This is a genomic window from Bradyrhizobium sp. Kon56, from assembly GCF_055807635.1.
Map to the genome: position 1 here is coordinate 153,726 of NZ_JBVVOU010000017.1, position 21,280 is coordinate 175,005.

Here is a 21,280-nt window from a genome sequence, read left to right on the forward strand (position 1 = left end):
ATAAGTGTGGATGGGTACTAGGTCGGAATTCGCTACCGCTGCACATGCGCGCCGTACAAGAAAGATACACAACCAAAGTCGGAGAGCCATCTTCGGGCTGGATTAGGCCCCAATGTAATCTTGTTATTGAAGTGCTCCGAGTTGTGATACACGGCAATGCCGCTTTGGACCTTTCTTCTACGAGCGAGTTTTATGGCACTGCACCCCGATTTTCCTGAGTCTCCCTACGAAATACTCTCCCCGCATACTCGCTGGTTTCCGGCTGCAGAAGAGCTTCGCAGTACCGCGTATGAAAAGCTGCTACCGCCGCTGGTTGCCAAAATTCGCGAAGAGGTGGAGGCGTGGCGGGACGCAGGATACTCAGGAGCCTCGAACACATCCCGCGCATTGTTGACTTGGTGGTTTGAGACCGGCCACCTCGTCGAACAGGCGGACGGCACTCAAATGGAATTCCGCTACTACTTCGCCCAGCGCGAGGCCGTCGAGACCGTTATCTGGCTCTACGATGTACGAGGTGCGCGGGACAAGTACGACCTCCTGCGCTTTGATGCTTCCGGCGCTGTGTCCGCCAATATGTTCGATGAAGACTGGCTGCGTTTCGTGGTCAAAATGGCCACGGGCGCGGGAAAGACTAAAGTGTTGTCGCTGCTGATCGCATGGAGCTATTTCCACAAGAGTTATGAAGCAAACTCGAACCTTTCACGAAACTTCCTGCTGATCGCACCCAACATCATTGTGCTGGATCGGCTGCGCGTAGATTTTGATGGGCTTCGTATCTTTTTCAACGATCCGATATTGCCGGACAATGGCCATGCGGGGCGCAACTGGCGAGACGACTTTCAAGTTGCGCTCCATATTCAAGATGACGTCCGCATCGTCCGTCCGGCGGGCAACATTTTTCTCACAAATATTCATCGAGTCTATCTTGGCGATGTGCCGGAACCTTCGCTCGAAGATGATGATCTTCGTGACTATTTCCTAGCACCGTTTGGGGCACAGCCTGCTGGCAAGACGAATGATAGCAACACAGACCTCGGTGAAATCGTACGAGAGATTGATGAGCTAGCCATATTCAACGATGAGGCGCACCACATCCATGACCCGAGCATGGCCTGGTTTCAGAGCATTCAGGACATCCACCACCGCCTTCTGCAAAAGGACCTTCGGCTAGCACTTCAGATCGATGTGACAGCTACGCCACGGCACGACAATGGCGCGATCTTCGTTCAAACCGTGAGTGACTATCCCCTCGTCGAAGCGATCGCCCAGAACGTAGTCAAGCATCCCGTGCTCCCGGACGCCGCCAGCCGCGCAAAGCTTGCCGAGCACAAGAGTCCGCTTATCACCGAAAAGTACGCCGACTATCTGCAACTCGGCGTCGAGGAGTGGCGCAAGTGCTATGCTGAGCACGAGAAGCTAGGCAAAAAGGCCGTACTTTTCGTCATGGTTGACGATACCAAGAATTGTGATGAGGTCGGATCATACTTGCAGAAGGTTTGTCCGGAGTTGCAGGACGCAGTTCTTGTGATCCACACCAAGAACAACGGTGAGATTTCCGAAGCGGCTTCCGGCAAAAAAAAAGAGGAGCTGGACCTTCTGCGCGAGCAATCCAATGCGATTGATGGTTGGAAATCGCCATACAAGGCAATCGTTTCGGTGCTGATGCTCAAGGAGGGGTGGGACGTTCGAAACGTCACCACCGTCGTTGGGCTACGCGCGTTTGCTGCCAAAAGCAATATTCTGCCGGAGCAGACGCTCGGGCGTGGCTTGCGCCGGATGTATTTCGGCAGCGAACAAGGCGAAACGGTCTCCGTTATGGGCACTCCCGCATTTATGGATTTTGTCGAGTCGATCCAAAGCGAGGGCGTAACTTTCGAGCGCGTTGCCATGGGCGGCGCCTTTGGACGAGAGCGGCAGGACTCTCTGATCGTCGAAGTGGATTCGGAAGCACCGGATAAAGATATTGATTCGCTCGATATTGCGCTGCCGCGACTGACCCGGCGCTTTAATCGCGAGTTCAAGGACCTCAGTGAGCTTGACCCCGGAGCGTTTAAGAACCCGAAGTTACCTGTCAAGGCATTCACGCCCGAACAGACCCGCGAGATTGTTTTCAAGACCATGCTGGATTCGGAGGTCGATCATACGATCCAACTCGACAACAGCGGAAACGCAGATTATCGCTCTGTTGTCGCGTTTTTCGCACGGCAGCTTCTGAAGGATCTGCGACTGGTGGGCGGCTATGATCTACTTTATCCCAAGGTCAGGACCTTCATTCGCGATCATCTGTTCGTCCGGACGGTCGATCTCGAAGACCCGGTAGTTCTGCGCAATCTGTCGGAGCCTGAAGTTGGCAAGGTGCTGTTCGATCACTTTCGGATGGCGATTAATGCGCTTACTATTCGCGACAGCGGCAGTTCGCGCATTGAAGGCCACATCCGATTGCGCGACACCCGCCCGTTTCGTACCGAACCGCGCGATTTTTTGCTGACCAAACGGTCAGTCTTCAACCGGATAGTCGGCGAAGCGAATGCGGGCGGGCTCGAGCTGGCGTTCGCGTCGTTCCTGGACACAGCGCCGGATGTACAGGCATTTGGCAAGAACTACATGGCGGTGGGTTTCAAGCTGGACTACGTGAAAGCAAATGGCGACCTTTCAACCTACACGCCTGATTTCATCGTGCGAACCACTGATGGCTCGGTTTGGATCGTCGAAACCAAAGGCCGTGAGGAGTTGGACGTGCCGCAAAAGATGGCGCGGCTTGGTCAGTGGTGTGCAGACGCAACGGAAGCTAGTGTTAGCGAAGGTGCGCGGCGTTTTGGGTTTGTCTACGTCGACCAAGAAAGCTTCGAGAAGCATAAGCCAACGTCGTTTGCAGGATTGATCGGCACCTTCCGTGAATACCAAGAGGCCCACTGATGGCGCGCCACGACAAGCAATCGTATGACCTCAGCGAAGCAGAGCAGCGCGACCTAGTAACACTCATTCAACAGGGAAAATCCCTACCCGAAAAGTACCGCTTTATCCTTTTTGAGGACAAGCGTGAGGTCGAGCTTGTTTGGAACGGCAAAAGTCGCGACGTATGTACCACCGTCCTACCGTTTCAATCGTTGGAGCATATCGACGAACCTCGTACCGAGACCAGAACGCAAGAAGACCTGTTTGATAGCCGGGGTCGCCAGCTACGCGGGTGGACGAATAAACTGATTTGGGGTGACAACAAGCTTATTTTGTCTTCGTTGAAGTCCGGGGCATTGCGCCAGCAGATCGAGGATGCCGGCGGCCTGAGGCTCATCTATATCGATCCGCCTTTTGATGTCGGCGCAGATTTTAGCATGGACATTGAAATCGGCGGCGAGACCTTCCACAAGGAAGCAAACTTGCTGGAGCAAATTGCTTATCGTGACACATGGGGGCGCGGAGCGGATAGCTTCATCTCAATGATCTATGAGCGGCTAGTTCTGATGCGCGATCTCTTGGCCGAGAACGGCTCAATATACGTCCACTGCGACTATCGAGTTGCCGGATATATTCGAATTGCTCTCGATGAGATTTTCGGCAGAGAGGCTTTTGTCAATCAAATTACGTGGAAACGGACAACCACAAAGAACGATTATACTCAAGGAGCATTCAATTGGCCTCGCATTCACGAAATCATCTTTTACTATGCGAGATCAGCCGGCTCAAAGCCCTACTTCAATCAACAGTTCACACCCTATGACGAAGAGTATCTTAAAACGAAATATTCGTACCGCGATCCCGACGGCAGAAGGTACCGGCTCGACAACTTGACAGCGCCCGGTGCTGGTTCGCGTGGACATCCTCAATACGAGTTGATGGGTACCACCAGATTCTGGCGATACAACAGAGACAAAATGGAGAGGCTTGTCGCTGAGGGCAGAGTCGTTAAGACAAACCCGAACGCTGTCCCTGCGTATAAGAGATACCTAGATGAGATGCCGGGTGTTGCAATTGGCGATGTGTTTGCCGACATCGACGCCATTAACTCTCAAGCGGATGAACGATTATTTTATCCCACTCAAAAGCCAGAGGCGCTACTTGAGCGCATAATTTCTGCTAACAGCAAACCGAATGATCTCGTGGCAGATTTCTTCTGCGGCTCTGGAACTACTGCGGCCGTCGCTGAAAAACTTGGACGCAAATGGATTTGCACCGATCTGGGCAAGTTTGCGATCCACACGACTCGAAAGCGATTGATCGCGGTGCAGCGGGAAAGGAAGCTTGCAGAAGAGGAGTTTCGAGCTTTCGAGGTGCTGAACCTTGGCCGTTACGAGCGGCAGGCCTACCTGAATGTCGCGGGGCGATTGACTGGAGCGCAGAAAGCGCAAGTCCTTGCGCAAAAAGAGGGCGAATTTCGTGATCTGATTCTGCGAGCTTACAAGGCCACGGGCTTTGGCGGAAACGGGGGCGCGGAAGCGCAAGACGGGTTTTTTCACGGCGCACGTAACGGGCGCCTAGTCGTGATAGGCCCAATCAATCTGCCAGTAGGACGCTTGTTCGTTGAAGAAGTCATAATGGAGTGTCGGAAGCGTGGTGCATCCCGTGTTGACGTGTTGGCTTTTGAATTCGAGATGGGATTGTTTCCCGCTGTTCTCGAAGAGGCGCGAAGCAAGGGCATTGATCTCGTGCCTAAATACATTCCGGCCGAAGTTTTCGACAAGCGGGCAGTAGATAAGGGGCAGGTGGTATTTCACGACGTTAGTTTCGTCGAGGCAACGCCGCGATATGAAAAGAAGAACAAGCTGGCCGTCAAAATCGAACTCACCGATTTTTCCGTTTATTACACCCAGGGAGCGGCCGAGGCCGCGATTGCTGCGATGAAAGAGGGCAAGAACGACGTCATCTGCGATCGGGGACAACTGTACAAGGTGAGCAAGAGCAAGGACGGGATTGTAAAGAAAGAGAAGCTCACCAAACACTGGACCGATTGGGTGGATTACTGGGCGGTGGATTTCGATTACATGCAACGCAAGGAAATCATCAAGGTCGCGGTAGGTTCAGGAGTTGGCGGGGTTACTTCACTGCCGGGATCTGAGCCGCCGCAGGGTGAAATGGCTATGCCGCAATTCGAGGAGCGATGGACCGGAGGCTACATATTTGAGAATGAATGGCAAAGTTTCCGGACCCGTCAGAACCGCGAACTTGAGCTAGTAACCTCCGTGCACACCTATGATCGGCCGGGCCGATACACCGTGGCGGTGAAGGTAATCGATATCTTCGGAAACGACACGATGACACTTGTGCCGGTCAATGTCGGTTGAAGGTCCGTCGCCGATTAGTCTCGTGCAGGTACCTGCACCGGTGTTAGGACAAATCGAAAGTGGACTGTCTTCGGCCAACCCGGAATAGAGGCATTTTCGAACTGTTTGAAGCCAAGTGGCGTCAATAAGTAGGATAGTAGCGGGCCGCCCGGATTTAACGCATGCGCGAGTCTGGGAGCGCCCCGTAGAGGGGTTGGCTGACCTTAGCATTCGATATTTGCCCTATTCGCCAAATAGCCTCAGCGCGATGCTTCACTGTGGCTGGCGCATTCGCGAAAAAGTTCCTCGCCGCCCTTGGTGTCCGAAATATTCCGCCGCTGATGAGCGCTGTCGTACGCGAGCGACCTCGGATGTCCGTAAGTAGAATCGATATGTCGACCTAAGCAATCTTGACGGTATCGCAGTTGCATTCGACTATTATCAAGCCCTGTTGGATCTCGATCGCGGATACGCGGCTAGTAGAAATCTTGAAACGCTCGAATTTACGGCGGCTTTGCCGGAGGCCGCGGAATTGGTCCTGGGCTGGGCGCGACGCCTGTAGCGGGGCTCGAAGGTGAGGGCGTTACATCGTGTAGAGTGTGGACACCGGCGGCAACGAGAGCTCCGATCAACAGTACATAGACAACAAGCAGTACGCCGCGGGTCTCCCGATAATTCTTCATCGCTTGTTCGATCGGCGTTTCAGCGATTTCTTCCCGCTCGCGAACGGAGATGTAACTAAAAAGACTTTGCATCCAGCTCCGTCGGGACGAGGCTTGGCTTTGGAAGAACGCGCCATTGATCCGCCACTGCAATGCGAACGACAGGCCGATGAATACGGCGGCCGCAAAGTAGAATAAGGAAGAGATGAGAGGACCCGGTGTCTTGGCCGCATCTCCCAGGATCTTCAGTATAAAAGGCGCTGCCGAGACGGCCAGGTCGCGCCAGAGCGTAGCCGCAAGATCCTGCGCCCGTTGCGCTACCTTCTGAGTTTCATCAATCACGGTCTTGCGGAGATCGGCGAGCGCCTTCAGAGTCTCGCGGCTCGATGATTGAACGTGAGCTTCATAGGCAGCTTTGGCAGCCTCAAGCGCCTGCTCCAATGTCATGGCGAGATCTTGCTGAGGACGGCTGGCCCGAGCCAACTCACCGGAAAAGAGCAGGTGGCGTGCCTCGACATCTGTCCCCGAAAGAAAAACCCAGTTGGCGGATTCAGTCAACCGAGAACGAGCGCCGGGCAGGGCAGGATCATCGGCTCTAATGCGATAGATCGGAGGCGTCGCCGCCGCTTGCAGCCAGACCTGGCCATCCTCGAGCCAGGCGCGGGAGACGAGACCGCCCAACAGTCTGCGGGCAGAAACCGTTTCCCAAGCTTGGTACGCCGGCGATGAAACCGCTGGCGCGGCCAATAATAGCCAGGGATTGAGATCGGTAACGATTTCACGGTCGGGGACAAAGTCACGAACATAGCGAGTGGGGTCGATAGACCCAAGCAAAGGCTCGGCTCGCGGTGGCGTTTGCGCGAAATCCCATGAAGCGAACTCCAATCCTCGTGCGCGAAATGCCTGAGTGGAATTGAAGTCGGCGATCGCGAGGCGCGGAAGGACAGTTCGCTGCGCCAAATATTGTGGGATGTCGGACTGGAAGATAAAGAAGGCGCAGCCGTCGGCAGTTGGCTTTCCGAGCGTGATCACGATCTCACGGGTCGAATCAAAGATATCACCCCCAACGAGATCACCACCGAGACCCGGATTATAGACTTGCAAGGACGAGAACGGCGGTGGGACATCGTCGACGAAGCCGAGCCAGGCGACCTGCGCATCGACGGACGGTAGCCGGCCTCGCAACACGAGGGCGTCAATACGTTCGTCCGCCACGGCGCCGTTCGCGACAAGCTCACGTACGCGTTCGACCAGATGTGTTGATCTCGAAGTCATCGAGTGTGATCTTGTCCCTGATGATAATCTCGCCCCTGTCGCGGTTCACCGAAATGACTGAAGACATCAAACCGACAGGGAAGGTCAATTTGACCCCGCTTGCCGTCTCAACGCGACGGTTCTTGGGAGCCTGAATTGCGTTCTTTTGGAGCACGAACGATTCGCCCGCCATTCCTTCGCGCTTCAGCTTTGCCTTGAAGTCGGTCAGCACGGGGCTATCATCAGGCAGCGGCCCGAAAATGCTCTTCAGCCAATTTTCAGCACTTTCGCCGTCGACAGAACCGCCTGACTGGCTGGCGTCGTAGAGGCGTTGCGCCAGATTTTTCATCGTGTCCTGCGGAAGTATGTCTTTGTGCTTGTGCGCAATGTTGCGCGTGACCTCGACGATTGTCCTTGTCAGCTCCTCTTCCGTTCGCTGGCGTCGCACGAGCAAGAACTGTTCGAAATAGGCCGCAGGCCGCTGCGGATTTTGACGATCGACAACGCAGATTTCGTCGCGCTCTTTGCCGAGCTTGATGAGCGCGGCCTTCTGCAGGGCATTGCGGTTCTGGACAAAAGTCCGCTCAATCTCGCCGAAGGTCGGCTTCGGCTTGCCCGAACGGCCGCGGCTGACGTCGTAGTCGTAGCTGAGAACCTTTTCGTCCTCGAATTTCAGAAGTGCATATAATCGGCCACCTGAACAAGACAGCGAGAAGATCAAGAAGGCACCGACAGCCGTGCTGCCTCCGTGAGCCTCATTGAACGCTGTCGCGAGTTTCTCGCTTTCCTCCTGGAAAGTTGCCCTATCCCGGCTGATCCGCGCCAGTTGCGCCCGCACCGGCGCGTCCGCGAGAAACTCGTATCGGTTTCCGCTGTTGACCGATCGGACGCGGCCCAGGAAAAAAGCTGCGTGTCGACCGGCATCGAACGCAGTCAGTAGCTGAAAATGTTCCTCTCCCGGGCCGACAATATGAAAAACGCTCTGATCGATGCGCAGGCTTTCGAGTTCCTGCTCAGTAAGGAAGGCCATTCATCACCATAGAACAAAAAGAGAACTGATCGCAATCACGCCGCTCTTTTATTCCAAAATTTGCGTCGTGTTCCGTTAAGAATCTTGCACCTTGTTAAGAATTCCACCCCCAACGTGTGGTCGGGCGCCGGTCTGTTGAACGGTGAACGAGCCGCCACGCCGCTAAATGGATTGCTGGTCCTCTCAAAAGTGTTCCCTTGGGTGGGGCGAGGGAGAACCCCAACGGTTTTCGCGAAGACATTTCACATTTTCCGTGTTGTGTGAGTGTTTTTCACGGTGTAAAAGGTTTTTGCGGCTCAAAGGCCAAATTGAGAGTGAAATTCACGACCGAGAAGGTTTTTCACGGATTTGGGACAATGGAAATAGAGTTTTCAGGGCCCGTGAGTATTTTTCATGACCGGAGGCTGCCGGAAGTGGCAACTCCTGCTGGCTATGCTGCGCTGATTGACGCCTACAACCTATCCGCCCCGGTCCCGCGCTTGCTTTCGGCCATCGGAACAAAGCACCGGATCATTGAGCAAGGGGGATGGCGCATCTATACGCCACGCCATGCGCCGGACGCGACGCTTGAGGGACATCTCACCTTCGCTCTCAAGAATGAAGGACTCGATCTTGCAATCCTGAAGCGGCTTTTCCTCGCCGTGAACGAGGATCAGGTTGCGGACCTTGTAAGACAGAAGCCGACCGGTCTGTACACGCGTCGTATCTGGTTTCTCCATGAATGGCTGTTGGAGCGCCAACTCAATCTGCCTGCGGCAGATAAGGTCTCTTACGTCGATGCCGTCGATACCGAACTCCAATACGCTACCTCCGGGCAGAATTCGGCACGGCACCGCGTCCGCAACAATCTGCCAGGAACACTGGAGTTCTGCCCGCTTGTTTTCAAGACTCCAGCACTGGGCGAGTTTATGGCGCAGGATCTCAAGGAGCGCGCCCGTGTCGTGGTGAGCCAAGTCCCGAAGGATCTGCTCGCGCGAACTGCCGCCTTCCTTCTCCTCAAGGATTCAAAGTCAAGCTACGTCATTGAAGGAGAGAGACCGCCACAGGACCGTATCCAGCGATGGGGCAGGGTCATCGGTGAAGCGGGACGGGCACCGCTCGACGAGGCGGAGTTTTTGCGCCTGCAGCGCATCGTGATCGGCGATGAGCGCTTCGTGAAACTTGGTTTCCGGAACGAAGGTGGTTTCGTCGGCGAGCATGAACGCGAGACGCAAAGACCTATCCCGGATCATATCAGCGCGCGTCACGAAGATATCCCCTCCCTCGTGCGCGCACTGATCGCGTTCGATCATGCGGCGGAAAACGAGCTTGATCCTGTCGTCGCTGCCGCCGTGCTCGCCTTCGGGTTCGTCTACATCCACCCGTTCGAGGACGGCAACGGACGCATTCACCGATACCTGATGCACCATGTTCTGGCACGGCGCGGATTCAATCCCGCCGGGATCCACTTTCCGGTTTCTGCCGCGATTCTCGACAAGATTAGCGAATACAAGAGCGTGTTGGAAAGCTATTCGACTAGATTGCTTCCATGTGTTGAATGGGAGTCGACCCCACAGGGCAACGTCAAGGTCTTGAACGATACAGGTGATTTTTATCGTTTCTTTGACGCGACGCCCCACGCCGAGTTTCTGTACGAATGCGTGCAGAGGACCATCGAACAAGATCTTCCAAAGGAAACGCAATTTTTACGGAGCTTCGATACCTTCCGCGCGGGCATCGAGAACATGATCGAAATGCCGGAGCGGACGCTCAACAACCTCTTCGGATTCCTGCAACAGAATGGAGGGCAACTCTCAAAGCGTGCCCGCGACAACGAATTCTCCGAACTAACGCCGGATGAAGTCACGAGGATTGAGGAGCTTTATCAAGCGGCCTTCTCGAAAGACTCTGGAACGGCGAGTTGACTGTGTCAGGGTGCCACCTTCATTGAATGGGGCCTGTCGGCTCAGATGCTGGTCGAGCCTTTGATAAAAAATAGCGCCCTCTGTCGGCGTGGTCGCAGCTAAGACGCGCCGCATCGGTGAGTTTTGACCCTGGGAGGTTATCTTCTTTTTCTTCTTTATCCGCATCCCGCCAGAGTTTCCCCGCAGAGGACTGTACGCGCGCGTCTCGCGCGTGGATTCCTTGAGCACGAGCGCTCATCGCCGTGCATCCTTCGAATTTGATTGCATCGATGCCGACTATGTTGATGGCGCCGGACCGCGGCTCTTGGACGGGTTTCGTGCTGAACAGACCAAACCATTCGCGCTCCTGCGCGTAGTGACGACACCAGCCCGATTTGGCCACTTTGCGGGCGCGACACCGGGGCCAGCCGATTGGTTTATCTCGAGATCGAGCCAGCCGGCTCCGGCCTGCCGGCATGGCACGCTCAACTTGAAGGCAACGGCTACTCGGCGCACGCACGCGGAGTCCTCACCTACGCGCGGCAGCTTGATACACCGGACGAGATCCGGGGACCGCGATCGAGACCCCAAACTCTCGGTGCCGCTGCCGCCCCACGGCTGGGGCTGCCGCGTTCGCTCGTCACTGCCTGTGCGCCATTGCCGAAGCCGGCAACGCGCGACGCAATATCGACTGTTCTCTAGCGTGTCCCACAAGCGGCATCTGTCCTGGACGCCGCAGCATTCTTCAGTGGCGCCGCTACCAGCGTATTCTCAGAGGCATCAGCGTATTTGAAGTCACCGCTAGATCATCAGTGGCATGCCTTGCGCATGTTGCGACGCACAGGCGTTGGGCTCTTCATATCGAGAGCTTAAGGCTTCCAAATATATTCTTGCTTTATTCAGTGTGCTTTCCCAAGCACGTCGGGACGGGGTGCGGTTTGCCGCGCTCACCTAGTGCGTCACCCATAGTCAGCTCCTTTGGTTGCTAAGTTTCTCAACATCAACCCGCCCTCGAAGTCGTCAAGACGATGCTAGTGTGGCTGGCCGATCCAGGTACAAAAGTAGTCCATGTGAACCAATCGCTCCTCTCGCTTCAGAGCTGGCGATTGTGGAAAGGCTTGCTGTGGCCTTTGCTCAGCCGGGCAATAGGGATCGCGCGCAAGCATGGTCGTGCCGCCCGTCATGTGCCGACGATACAGATATGACCTGGCCACGCATCCCCCGCCGCATTTGGCGAGCAACGAGCACCCGCTGCATCCCTCGACTATTTCCGGATTTGCGTTGCGCTGCCTGAACACCCGAAATTGCGGGCTGGAAATGATCTCCGACAGCTCATTCGTCAGCAGATCGAATTCCGACTCGTAGTCATGTAGATAGACGCAAGGACTCACATGGACATTGCCGTCTGGCGAGATCGAGTGGATTCTGAATGACGTTCGTCCGCAAGGACATCGCCGAGCCTCCGAGGTGTTGGTCACCGCCGCGATGGGAGGTTCGCCCAGGTCCACGGGATCGCACAACTCCATCAGCCGGGCGAAACCGGCATAGTACATGCTCGGCGGAAGCGCGATCCTCATATGCGCGGGCTCGGTCGCCTTGATCGGGTTGATCCGGAACGTTGGCGTCGTGCGATTTCGCCAACTTGGCGAGTGCTCAATGTGCCCGATGGAGAAGTTCCAGTTCATCGCCGCCATGATGCAAGTCCGCGAGATGCCCTCGCGGCGGCAGATATCGAGCGCCTCCACAGCTTGCCGAAAGATGCTAGCTCCCCGATTTTCATTGTGTTCGTCTTCGAACGGCGAGTCGAACGAGACGTCGCAATCGTTCAACAGGCGAAATTCCCGATAGTGATCCTTGTACAACCGCACCAACGATATGCCGCTGGTCGTGGGGCCCACCAGGATGTCCTCGTCCGCGAGCCTCCTGATGATGTAGGGCAGCAAGGTCGCCTTGGGGGTCGATCCGTTGGTGAAGAGCAGTTCATTTCCGCCGAGATTGACCGTTTCAACGCCGTGCTTCTTCAATTGATCGACGATCCGATCGATCATCTCGACGGTAAGGTCGCTCCCCTTCTCCCTAGCATTCATGCTGTAGCAGTGCGTACAGCAATATGGACAATCGTTCCCCAGCGTCCAGCCGATATTCTTGATCGCAACCTCGCACTCGGGCAGGTCGCCGAACTCCTGCACCGGGCCCACGTTGAGGTTATAGTGTTCGAGCCGGTCGAAGCTGATCGCGAATGGCTTTGACATTTTGAGCCTTCTCATCCGAAGAAAGGATTGGCGTCGGCGTCATACACCAGCCCGGCCGACGCGTAGGCGTGGTCAACCCGTGTCGCCAGCGTCTGGTATTTGATCTTGTTCCCTGCGACCTGAGCGTCAACAAGGCCATGGACGTCATGCTCACCCGACTCAACGGCGTCCAGGAGGAGTTCCATAAAGGCGAGGTCGTGCCGCCGTAGTTCGGTCGCAAGCGCGTGGAGTTCGACCAGTACCTCGTCCTCGAATGCCTTTGGCGCGCTGATGGCGTCGATCGCTTTGTCGTAAGGGCGAAGATGGCTCTTGTGCCAGCGCTCTAGGCCCGTATAGGCCTGAACCACGTCTTCGGCGGCCAGACGATAGTTTCGGTTGCCAGTCCCATCCTCGTTGGCGTCGATCAGATTGCGTTTTCGCAGCAGCCTCGTGAACGGCGTTCCTTCGGCCGCATACATCTCGGAGAAAATTCCCTTGCTGATCGTCCAAAAGTAGTCCGACATGCGACGGTGATTTTCCCGCAACTCTTCCATCGTCGTGCCGTGATCAAAGAGAATGTGCCCGGCTTGCACGTAGATGCCGTGTTTTTGAAGACATCAAGGGCTTGCAGGTTTTGATCAACGCTTGCACTCTTCGCCATCCTCTTCAATGCGGATTCCGAATAATTCTCAATACCGCACGAAAACGCGAAGAAGCCCGCCCGCTTGAGCTGCCTAATTGCCTCGTCGGTCACGCGATCCGCTCTGATCGAACCTCGCAAGCGCACGCGCAGGCCTCGCGATTGAATATCGTCGGCAAGTTCACGGCACCACAGCTCGTCTCGACGCGGCTCAATAAGGCTGTCGTCGATGACTTTGAAACACGTCGCCCCGAGCCGGCTAACCTGCTCCAACTCGTCGACGTAGTTTTCGATCGAACGCTGCCTCCAATGCGAACCATCCGATACCTTCGCAAAGGCAACGATCGAGCAGAACGTGCAGTGGGCCGCGCAGCCGCGTGACGAAAGCACGTGCACAGCGCTCCGCCGCTCAAGTGAGGCGCGGATCGTGTCGCGGCTAGGAAAAGGTATGGCGTCAAGGTTCGCGGCCGCTGGCCTGAGCCCGTTACGAACGATCCTGCCGTCGTGTTTGTAGCTGATACCTGAAATGTCAGAGAGGTCCAGTTTACAGAATGCGAAGTGCTCGCTCAACGCGCAGACAGTTTCTTCGGCCTCGCCGAGGACCACGACGTCGAACCCAGCGTTCAGGAACTCATCCGGGTGAAACGTCGGCCCGTAGCCGCCGGCGATCGTCGGGGTTTGTAGACCACGCTGACGAAGCAGCTGCATGACTTCGATTGCCCGAGCCATATTGGATCGGTAGCAGGAAAATCCGATCCACAGCGGAACTGGCAGCCGGGCTATCGAATCTGCGATCTCGTCACTCGTCAGACCGCCCAGCCAACCGTCGATGATTAGGACATTCGCCCCCTTGCTTCTGAGAATACTCGCCAGGTAACCGAGCGCCAAATTTTCCTCGGCGGTACGGTGCGTGATCGGCGCTGGCGTAGCCAGAACTATCGGCGGAATACCGCGTAAGGGTAAGGCTGCCTCGCGCAACGCGAACCTCTCGGTATTCCGTGTACAGTTACGACTAGCTGTGAACGACACTCAGAGGTGCTTCCCATTGACGCTCCTAAGATGCCAGTTGTGCAGAGCTCTCTGAGGAGATTCACCACGACAGCGTAGTCAACGGCAAGGGCAAGATCATTGCCGAAGACAGCAGCTTAACCCTGCCAAGCGATATCCATAGCTGGCTGGTCGGCAAAGAGATCGATCTCACGGCCATCCAAGGAGTTTGCCTCGAAGCCGGCGCCATGAGCAGCTTCATCTATAACTATGCTCGTGCGAACACGAGCATGCTTGTGACCTAGTTCGCGGTGCGGGTTTACTTCATAATCTCTTCGGCCTCTGCACGAAACGCGTGGCGCGAGCCATCTCGTGAATAGAACATGTGGCCGCCTGGAAAGACTACGAGTTTGACGCGCGGTGCTGAGGCAAATGGCGGCAATTGGTCGAGCACGATCTGTGATCCGAGATAAGGCGTGACGAGGTCAAACAGGCCGTGCCCGACTAGCAATTTCATCTTCGGGTCCGTTGCGCGAATCTGGCGCAGCTCCGACAGCGACTCCGGAGGCCCGCGGCCGTAATCCCAAGCCTGCCCGACCGCGCCGTTGACTAGCTCATAGGAGCCGTCCGGCCGCCAGTTTAGCTTGCGCGTAAGGAGATCGACAGTGGCGCTGGTCAGAGGTGCGAGCAACTTGTCGCTCGACGGATCGCCGGAAAGATAGAAATCCGAGTCCGGATACGGATCGAGGCCACGCACTGAAGCGTCATATTTGCCGATTAACTTGCCGTTCTTACGATCGAACTCACGGCGAAACGCGGCGAGGTCGAAGCGGCCCGCGAGCCTGCGACTCACCGCCTGATCGATGCCGGTCAGCGCCGCGACCTTGTCGGCCAGACGCGTGGTCGCTTCCTTGTCCGCCTGACCTTTGATGAGGTCGATCAGAAACTCTCCGCGTGCATAAGCTTCCACGTCGGCGAGATCGGCTCGCTTTACCGGACCCTCGGCTTCACGCTGGGTCGCGACATAGCTCGGCAGTGTTGCGATGTATTGCAGCAGGCCAGTGCGGGCATATTGGCCGTAGTCGAAGATTGGCGAGACCATTATCAGGCCCTTGACGCCTATGCCCTGCCGCATCTGCAACTGGTGCACAACCTTTGGCCCGCGAATGCCCCCATAGCTTTCACCCACGATGTATTTCGGCGACAACAGCCGGTCATGCTTTTCGAGCCAGCGACGGACCACCAGCGCGAGCGCGTTCACGTCGCCGTCAACGGAAAAGAGCCGCTTGCGCACATCATCGCCGGTCCCCACGAAACGGCTATAGCCTGTGCCTACGGGGTCGATAAACACCAAATCGGTGAAATCGAGCCAAGTCTCCGCGTTTGGCCTCACCTCCGGAAAAGTGGATGGCGTGACCTCGTCTGCATTGATCGGCAGCCGCCACGGTCCGGCATTGCCGAGCTGCAGCCAGGCCGATGATGAGCCCGGTCCTCCGTTGAAGAAGAACGTTACCGGGCGCGTGCCGCGATCGGTGCCGTCAAGCTGATAGGAGGTATAGACTATGTCGGCCTCCGGCTCGCCCTTCTCGTCGAACAGGCGGATGGAGCCGGCCGTCGCGATGAAAGAGAGCGTTCGCCCAGGGAGATCAAGCGTTTGCCTGGTGCTGGAGTCCGGCGGCAGGCGATGCTGCTCGGCCGCCGACGGCGTACTCGGCGCTTGGCCGGCGCGTTCGCCGGGGCCGCCGTTCTGGCCGGCCGGCGTTGTGGCATTGGCGCGCGGCGGCGGATTGTCTGCCCGCACGCTCTCCATGATCCCGCAGGCAAAAAGGATCAACGCAAGAGAGGTGCTGCGCAGTGCAGTCGACGACATAGAGGTTCTCCTGTGCAGGGTCTGCACTGTTGGTGCGCGAGGCGTGTCTGTCAAAACGACCTAGTCACTAGCCCATGCGTGGGAACAACAAACCTACTAGAGTCAGCAGTTGTCACCGTCGGCGGGTGCACGCTCGATGTCGCGGGAACTGCTTCAGTTTTTGAGGGATCTCCGACAGCGATTTCTCAAAATTCTGGAGATACGCGTCTCGCGATGATGAATAGTGGACCAAGTCGCGAAGTTCGAAAACCTGTGGAAGCTCCCGTCGATACACGTTTATCCTCCGCCACACCAAAGGGCGGCGACCAGAGCGAAAATCGCGGCGCCCGCGAAACTCTTAGTGACCGCTGACGTAGGCTTGCTCTGATTGTAGGTGATTCAACAGATCGGCCAGGTCGTCGGCGTCTTCCAGGGGAAGGCCATTTTGGGCGACGTCATTGATCAGCGCAGCAAAACCAGTGCGGATGTCGTAGACCGTCCAGCCGTTCGTCTCGGCTCGAATATCGTATCGTACAGTCATTCCTGATCATGATACGTGGCATGGTTGTTTTCAAATCTTGTTTGCAAGTGGAGAGAACGATGCATTTCCGTTTTGCATGGCGCATCCGGCTTCGCCGGTCAGGCTCTAGTCTTACTGAGTCAGAAACGTGTCTAATTCAAACGGTCGCGGGCGATGTCCTGTGAGAATCAGTTAGCGGTTGAGATTCAGGCGTCGGCAACGGGGGCTGATATGGATCTCCGGACATCAGGCGGTAGTGAGTTCAATCGAGTCGAGCGGAACTGTTCGAGCCGGATCAAGAATCTGACAGGCCGTTTCCATCGCTTCCAGATGGCGGTGGTCTTGTCGGGGAAGAGACTTGACGTTTGCCGTGGTTGGGAGTGCATCGCCGTGGTAGAGCCGTCCCCAGAGAGGGCTCTTCCAGCCGGCGAGGTCTCCTCGTGACAAGCGATGGCTTGCCAAAACAGTGGTTCTGCTCTCGTGACGCTAGCGACACAATTCAGTGACACCCCAACCGAAAAACTTATTCCTGATTGGTACCTCGCATGTCGGGAAGTCGACCTGTGCGCAACGCATCGGCCTGGCCACCGGCTTGCCAGTGATTTCGACCGACATGTTAGGGCGTCATCCAGGGCGACCCTGAACCGGCGAGCCGGACGCCGTAGTAGAATTCTATCATCGTCAATCGAATGACACGATCCATTGGTTCCTCCGGGTGCATCATGAGAATATGCGGCCAATCATTCGGGAGAAGATCAGAGCGCAACGTCAAATGGGAGATGGTTTTATATTTCAAAGTGCTGCGCTTCGCCCTGAATACCTAGCTGACTGGGAGATTGGCGATGCTCTGGTTGTGTGATTCCACGTTTGAAGATCCCGTCCTGCCCGAGCGTATCGTGCATGGGAGCCGGTATTCGGAACAAGGCGAACAAAGTGAAAGCCGCAATAGAGAAGTTCGTGGAACGCTCGCTGCGCGAAAACACAGCCTTGGCTGAAGCTGCCAAGGCGCACGGCGTACCGCGAATTGACGTCACTAATCCCGAAAACGCCGATCGTGCAACTAAGGAGTTGGTGTCGCGTCTTGTCGGCTCGTCGGACCCATCATGAGGTATGAGTCAGCCGATGCCATCGGCCGGAGAAAACTGCATGCGCATGTACTACCAGGTGGACGCTTTCGCAGAGGGACTTTTCGCCGGCAATCCCGCAGCCGTTCTCGTTCCTTGACGGATGGCGAAGCTCCAATTGATCGTCCGACAAGTGCGCCATTCCAGCCTGCTCTTCCGATAAGAGTTCCATGCTACCGCATATCTGCTCTGCTCATTGCATGTCGCCTGTGGCGAGGCGTTGCCTTCGTGATATCGAAGCCCGCCTGTAGGGGGCAGGCCGGCATGGAACAGGAATTGCGAGCGACGGTTGAGCGGGCGATTGTCGAGGCGGTTCGCGTTCACGAACCGCCTCGCCGCTCATCAATCATAGACGCGTCGTTGACACCCGGCGCATGCGGGAGTTGGCGCAGCCCTTGGCGGGTGATCTTCCTCCCTTCGCCTTCATTCAGACCCCGCAGCCATCGCTCCGGCCCCACCCAAGAGCTTCACGTTGAGGCGGCCGCCGGTGAACAGCATGTCGTCGAGCGCTTCCTCGATGTCAGCTGTGGTCACTGAGTTTCCGCCGTCACGAGCGATGCATGATTGCGCAATGCGTCGCATCAGCTCCTTAATGAAAGCGGCGCTGACGCCCTCAGTGCGGCGCACCGTCTCGGCTACGATCTCCGCCTCAAGCGGCAGGCCCATGCCGTAAAGCCGGATCAGCTTGTCGCGGCCGGTCGTATCAGGCAGCGGCATCTCGATCGCCTGGTCGATGCGGCCGGGGCGACCGGCCAGGGCGCCCTCGAGTTGCTCGGGGCGGTTGGTGGTGAGCACGAAGAGGATGTCAGCGTCTTCCTTCAAGCCGTCCATTTCATTTAGGAGCTTGTTCAGCGCGGCCTCCTCACACGTTGTCAAGTCGTCGCGCTTGCTGGCGATCAGATCGACATCCTCGATCACCACCATGGTAGGCTGCAGCAGGCGCGCGAGCGCCATATAGGCACTCAGCTCACCGACCTCTTCGGCGGTGATGATTAGCGTGGTGTGTCCCGGTAGGTTGGTGGCGAGATAGCGGATGGTGTGGGTCTTACCGGTGCCGGGCGGGCCATAGAGCAGGATGCCCTTGCGGGTCGACTGGCCGAATCGGCGGAGTGCGCCACGCGTGGTGACAAAACTCAACACGTTGCGATCGAGCAATTTGATAGCCTGTTCCCGCAGGATCACGTCCTCGCGCCTCACTGGTGCCAATCGATGCACCATGATGCCTCTTGAGCGGCCGCTGTAATCCGCACCTTTCTCGAATGAGAGAATCTTGCCGCGATAAGAACGTGCCGCGTGTACCGCCCGTTCCAGTTCGTCAAAGCTGCGCTGAACAAAGGCTTCGCCGCCAGTCCCCGCAGGGGCAACGATTTCAATCCGGATCCTCGGCTCTTGCTTGAACTCGAACTCAGTAGAGAGCACGACGGCATAGAAAAAGTCGCTCGCCCGGCAAAGCCACAGTCCATTGTACAGGCATTTGACCGGCGCCGTCTCGCCAGTATCAACCTGGTGATATTGCGGTGGCACCAGCGAAATCGCATTCTGTCCACGCTTTTTCATCCGAGCGAATGAAAGCGTCTCGTACCTATGTTCTGCATAGGCGCCGAAGAAGCGGACCGGATCGGCGAATAGCTTATCGACCGCGACCTGAACATCGGCCTGCATGTGGCCCGGGAATTGCCGCACAGTAGTGGCGAGTTCGCTCGGCGGTATATTGGTGAAGTGCCACTCAAGGGCTTCGAAGGCATATTCGAATTGCACGTCGGACAGGTCGGGGCCGTCCGCTTCGCCCGCGGCTTCGCCTGTGATCAGCAGGGGACATCCTTCAGCTCGGATACGCTCTCGCGCCGCCTCGAGGAGCGCCTTTGCGACTGAGGGAGGATAGCGTCCGCAGACGGCCTTGCCGCGCTGCGAGACGAGTTTGGCGAGCGCAATGGCATCCCGCTCCTGTTTGTCGAATACCTCGCGCAGCAGGCGTACCACGAAACCGAGAGTCGTCTTGCCGTCATTGTGCAAAACAAGCTGAATGGGCGCACCGCCTGCGTAGATGTTGTCCACAAAGACCCCCGGCGCGTGTTCTAGTTGTTCGGCAGTGTCCGTCATGAAAGTGGTCTCCGATCTAAGCTCATCACCGGACACTTCGGCCGGCTTAGGCACGCTATGCAAATTGCTTGCCGCCGCGTTCCTTATGCTTCATCGGCGGAATCCATAAAGAAGACGCGCAAAGCCGCCGCAATCCCTCGAAGACCTTTGTCAGCAACCCTACACGCGCCGCAAAGCCAACAGGGGCGATCTCGAAAAGGTGAGCAATGTCAAGCTCGGGCGCGCTGGCATGCGACCTGCCAATTCCTATGCAAACGACCCAGGCAAAAAGGATAGCCATGATCAATCTGACGAATAGCGCAGCGAATGCGCTCAAGAGCGCGATCTCGGCTTCGGCGCAGCCGACGAGCGGCCTGCGCATCATGGCCGAGGCCGGTGGCTGCGACGGGTTCAAATACCGGATGAGCCTGGCCGACGAGGCTAAGCCTGACGACGCCGTGACAGAGCGCGATGGCGTCAAGGTGTTCGTCGTCGACAATAAGGGCCGTCCATAAACAACTGAGTCATAGTTGCCACAGATCGCGAGGAGTTTTTGCGCAGGATTCACAATGATGAGTCGCGCGACGTAGCGTCGTGGGATGATTCGAGCCGCTCAGGCGCGCGCCGCGCGGAAGCGCTATCGGGTCACAACGGGCAAACAGACGGGCAGATCACGCGCCTCAAGCTCGTTAAACGTCAAATGTACGGTCGCGGGAAAATCGATTTGCTTCAAGCCAGACTAATCGGCGCAGAATAATCGGAGCTGCACCAAAATTGGATCAGAGCCAAATTTGCAAACGATGACGTAATTGCGGTCGGCGCTCGTGGCAGACAACCTCAGTTATCGTTGAGCCCTCGCAATCAAATGATTCGAAGGAGCTCACCCATGAAGCAGTACGTCGGGCTGGACGTCTCACAGAGAGAAACCGCTGTGTGCGTTGTCAACGAGACTGGTCAAGTAATCTTCGAAGGGAAAGCCAAGTCTAATCCTGGTGCCTTGACTGACCTGCTTAACAAACATGCGCCTCATGCCGAGCGTATCGGCTTCGAGACCGGTGCGATGGCGAGTTGGCTATGGCATGAACTCCGCAGGGTTGAGCTTCCGGTGGTCTGCATCGACGCTCGGCATGCGCGCGCAGCTTTGTCGGTCCGAATGAACAAGAGCGATCAGAATGATGCGCGAGGGCTTGCCGAACTGGTGCGGGTTGGATGGTATCGAGAGGTAAAAGTCCAAAGTGAGGAAAGCCAGAAGATCCGAGCGATCCTTGTCGCCAGATCTCGGCTAGTGTCCATGCGCCGAGACATCGAGAACCAGATTCGCAGTTTGATCAAGGAATGTGGATTGCTGTTCCCTCGCGCGATCGGCCAACAATTCCGCAACCAGGTCAGCGAGCTCTTGGGCGTCGATCATTTGCTTCTCAGCGTGATATCGCCGCTGCTCTCGATCCATGAGAACGTTTGTCAACAACAAGGTAAGTTCGACAACGAGGTCCGCCGGTTGGCAAAGCTGGACGACACGACGCGTCGCCTGATGACGGTCCCGGGGGTCGGTGTCGTGACGGCCCTAACGTTCCGCCACACGATCGATGACCCCTCGCGCTTCCGATCGGCTTCGACGGTCGGCGCCTACCTCGGCCTTACGCCGAGGCGCAGCCAATCCGGCGAAACCGACACCAACGGAAAGACATCTCGATGGGGCGACCGGCTTCTCCGAACTTACTTGTTCGAGGCCGCCACTGTCCTTCTTTATCGAACCAAAAAGT

14 protein-coding genes and 1 pseudogene are annotated in these 21,280 nt (G+C 56.7%); 6 read left to right on the forward strand and 9 right to left on the reverse strand.

All coding sequences use genetic code 11. From position 1 onward, the window contains the following. The first annotated feature begins 192 nt into the window (after positions 1-192). Positions 193-2,916, forward strand: coding sequence for a DEAD/DEAH box helicase (locus AC0L3B_RS25195; RefSeq protein ID WP_204512264.1), 2,724 nt, complete (start codon positions 193-195; stop codon positions 2,914-2,916). Next, the gene (locus AC0L3B_RS25200; RefSeq protein WP_204512263.1) at positions 2,916-5,279 is read left to right on the forward strand and encodes a DNA methyltransferase; all 2,364 of its coding nucleotides are present in this window, start codon (positions 2,916-2,918) and stop codon (positions 5,277-5,279) included. Before AC0L3B_RS25195 ends, AC0L3B_RS25200 begins: the two co-directional genes overlap by 1 nt. A gap of 482 nt (positions 5,280-5,761) precedes the next feature. On the opposite strand, the gene AC0L3B_RS25205 is transcribed toward AC0L3B_RS25200, so the two are convergent. Further along, positions 5,762-7,195, reverse strand: a complete 1,434-nt coding sequence (locus AC0L3B_RS25205; protein ID WP_204512262.1) for a hypothetical protein — start codon at positions 7,193-7,195, stop codon at positions 5,762-5,764. Further along, positions 7,155-8,204: a nucleoid-associated protein gene (locus AC0L3B_RS25210; protein WP_231190342.1), complete on the reverse strand. Its 1,050-nt coding sequence runs from the start codon at positions 8,202-8,204 to the stop codon at positions 7,155-7,157. The genes AC0L3B_RS25205 and AC0L3B_RS25210 overlap by 41 nt, the downstream gene beginning before the upstream one ends. 356 nt (positions 8,205-8,560) lie before the next feature. Here AC0L3B_RS25210 and AC0L3B_RS25215 point away from each other — a divergent pair, with 356 nt between their 5' ends. Then, a complete protein-coding gene (locus tag AC0L3B_RS25215) occupies positions 8,561-10,108 on the forward strand; it encodes a Fic family protein (RefSeq protein WP_204513997.1) in 1,548 nt (515 codons plus the stop codon). 1,010 nt (positions 10,109-11,118) lie between these two features. On the opposite strand, the gene AC0L3B_RS25220 is transcribed toward AC0L3B_RS25215, so the two are convergent. From AC0L3B_RS25220 to AC0L3B_RS25240, 5 genes are all read right to left on the reverse strand, one after another. Further along, the gene (locus AC0L3B_RS25220) at positions 11,119-12,339 is read right to left on the reverse strand and encodes a radical SAM/SPASM domain-containing protein (RefSeq protein ID WP_204512261.1); all 1,221 of its coding nucleotides are present in this window, start codon (positions 12,337-12,339) and stop codon (positions 11,119-11,121) included. Between the two features lie 11 nt (positions 12,340-12,350). Further along, the gene (locus AC0L3B_RS25225) at positions 12,351-12,797 is read right to left on the reverse strand and encodes a hypothetical protein (RefSeq protein ID WP_473381184.1); all 447 of its coding nucleotides are present in this window, start codon (positions 12,795-12,797) and stop codon (positions 12,351-12,353) included. Continuing rightward, the gene (locus tag AC0L3B_RS25230; protein ID WP_204512259.1) at positions 12,743-13,936 is read right to left on the reverse strand and encodes a B12-binding domain-containing radical SAM protein; all 1,194 of its coding nucleotides are present in this window, start codon (positions 13,934-13,936) and stop codon (positions 12,743-12,745) included. Before AC0L3B_RS25230 ends, AC0L3B_RS25225 begins: the two co-directional genes overlap by 55 nt. A gap of 328 nt (positions 13,937-14,264) precedes the next feature. Then, positions 14,265-15,815 carry a S10 family peptidase gene (locus AC0L3B_RS25235; protein WP_204513996.1) on the reverse strand — a complete coding sequence of 517 codons (1,551 nt, stop codon included), beginning with the start codon at positions 15,813-15,815 and terminating at the stop codon, positions 14,265-14,267. 337 nt (positions 15,816-16,152) lie between these two features. Next, positions 16,153-16,335, reverse strand: coding sequence for a hypothetical protein (locus tag AC0L3B_RS25240; protein WP_204512258.1), 183 nt, complete (start codon positions 16,333-16,335; stop codon positions 16,153-16,155). Between the two features lie 879 nt (positions 16,336-17,214). On the opposite strand from AC0L3B_RS25240, the gene AC0L3B_RS25245 reads away from it, so the two are divergent. Then, complete coding sequence (locus tag AC0L3B_RS25245; RefSeq protein WP_204512257.1) at positions 17,215-17,421, forward strand: hypothetical protein; 207 nt, start codon at positions 17,215-17,217, stop codon at positions 17,419-17,421. Between the two features lie 440 nt (positions 17,422-17,861). On the opposite strand, the gene AC0L3B_RS25250 is transcribed toward AC0L3B_RS25245, so the two are convergent. Together AC0L3B_RS25250 and AC0L3B_RS25255 are read right to left on the reverse strand one after the other, a co-directional pair. Next, positions 17,862-19,538, reverse strand: a complete 1,677-nt coding sequence (locus tag AC0L3B_RS25250) for an ATP-dependent Clp protease adaptor ClpS (RefSeq protein WP_204512256.1) — start codon at positions 19,536-19,538, stop codon at positions 17,862-17,864. A 55-nt stretch (positions 19,539-19,593) separates the two neighbouring features. Further along, a complete protein-coding gene (locus AC0L3B_RS25255) occupies positions 19,594-19,818 on the reverse strand; it encodes a hypothetical protein (protein ID WP_204512255.1) in 225 nt (74 codons plus the stop codon). Here AC0L3B_RS25255 and AC0L3B_RS25260 point away from each other — a divergent pair. Further along, positions 19,817-20,026: pseudogene (locus AC0L3B_RS25260) on the forward strand (HesB/IscA family protein); the annotation flags it as partial. The gene AC0L3B_RS25255 and the pseudogene AC0L3B_RS25260 sit on opposite strands and share 2 nt — an antisense overlap. Positions 20,027-20,403: 377 nt before the next feature. Next, a partial coding sequence (locus AC0L3B_RS25265; protein ID WP_473381185.1) for an IS110 family RNA-guided transposase occupies positions 20,404-21,280 on the forward strand: 877 nt, incomplete at its 3' end.

Excerpts from the sequence above, each read along its gene's own strand:
- AC0L3B_RS25195 (WP_204512264.1), top strand. The coding sequence starts at position 193 with ATGGCACTGCACCCCGATTTTCCTGAGTCTCCCTACGAAATACTCTCC.
- AC0L3B_RS25200 (WP_204512263.1), top strand. The coding sequence starts at position 2,916 with ATGGCGCGCCACGACAAGCAATCGTATGACCTCAGCGAAGCAGAGCAG.
- AC0L3B_RS25205 (WP_204512262.1), bottom strand. The coding sequence starts at position 7,195 with ATGACTTCGAGATCAACACATCTGGTCGAACGCGTACGTGAGCTTGTC.
- AC0L3B_RS25210 (WP_231190342.1), bottom strand. The coding sequence starts at position 8,204 with ATGGCCTTCCTTACTGAGCAGGAACTCGAAAGCCTGCGCATCGATCAG.
- AC0L3B_RS25215 (WP_204513997.1), top strand. The coding sequence starts at position 8,561 with ATGGAAATAGAGTTTTCAGGGCCCGTGAGTATTTTTCATGACCGGAGG.
- AC0L3B_RS25220 (WP_204512261.1), bottom strand. The coding sequence starts at position 12,339 with ATGTCAAAGCCATTCGCGATCAGCTTCGACCGGCTCGAACACTATAAC.
- AC0L3B_RS25225 (WP_473381184.1), bottom strand. The coding sequence starts at position 12,797 with ATGTATGCGGCCGAAGGAACGCCGTTCACGAGGCTGCTGCGAAAACGC.
- AC0L3B_RS25235 (WP_204513996.1), bottom strand. The coding sequence starts at position 15,815 with ATGTCGTCGACTGCACTGCGCAGCACCTCTCTTGCGTTGATCCTTTTT.
- AC0L3B_RS25240 (WP_204512258.1), bottom strand. The coding sequence starts at position 16,335 with ATGACTGTACGATACGATATTCGAGCCGAGACGAACGGCTGGACGGTC.
- AC0L3B_RS25245 (WP_204512257.1), top strand. The coding sequence starts at position 17,215 with ATGGGAGCCGGTATTCGGAACAAGGCGAACAAAGTGAAAGCCGCAATA.
- AC0L3B_RS25250 (WP_204512256.1), bottom strand. The coding sequence starts at position 19,538 with ATGACGGACACTGCCGAACAACTAGAACACGCGCCGGGGGTCTTTGTG.
- AC0L3B_RS25255 (WP_204512255.1), bottom strand. The coding sequence starts at position 19,818 with ATGGCTATCCTTTTTGCCTGGGTCGTTTGCATAGGAATTGGCAGGTCG.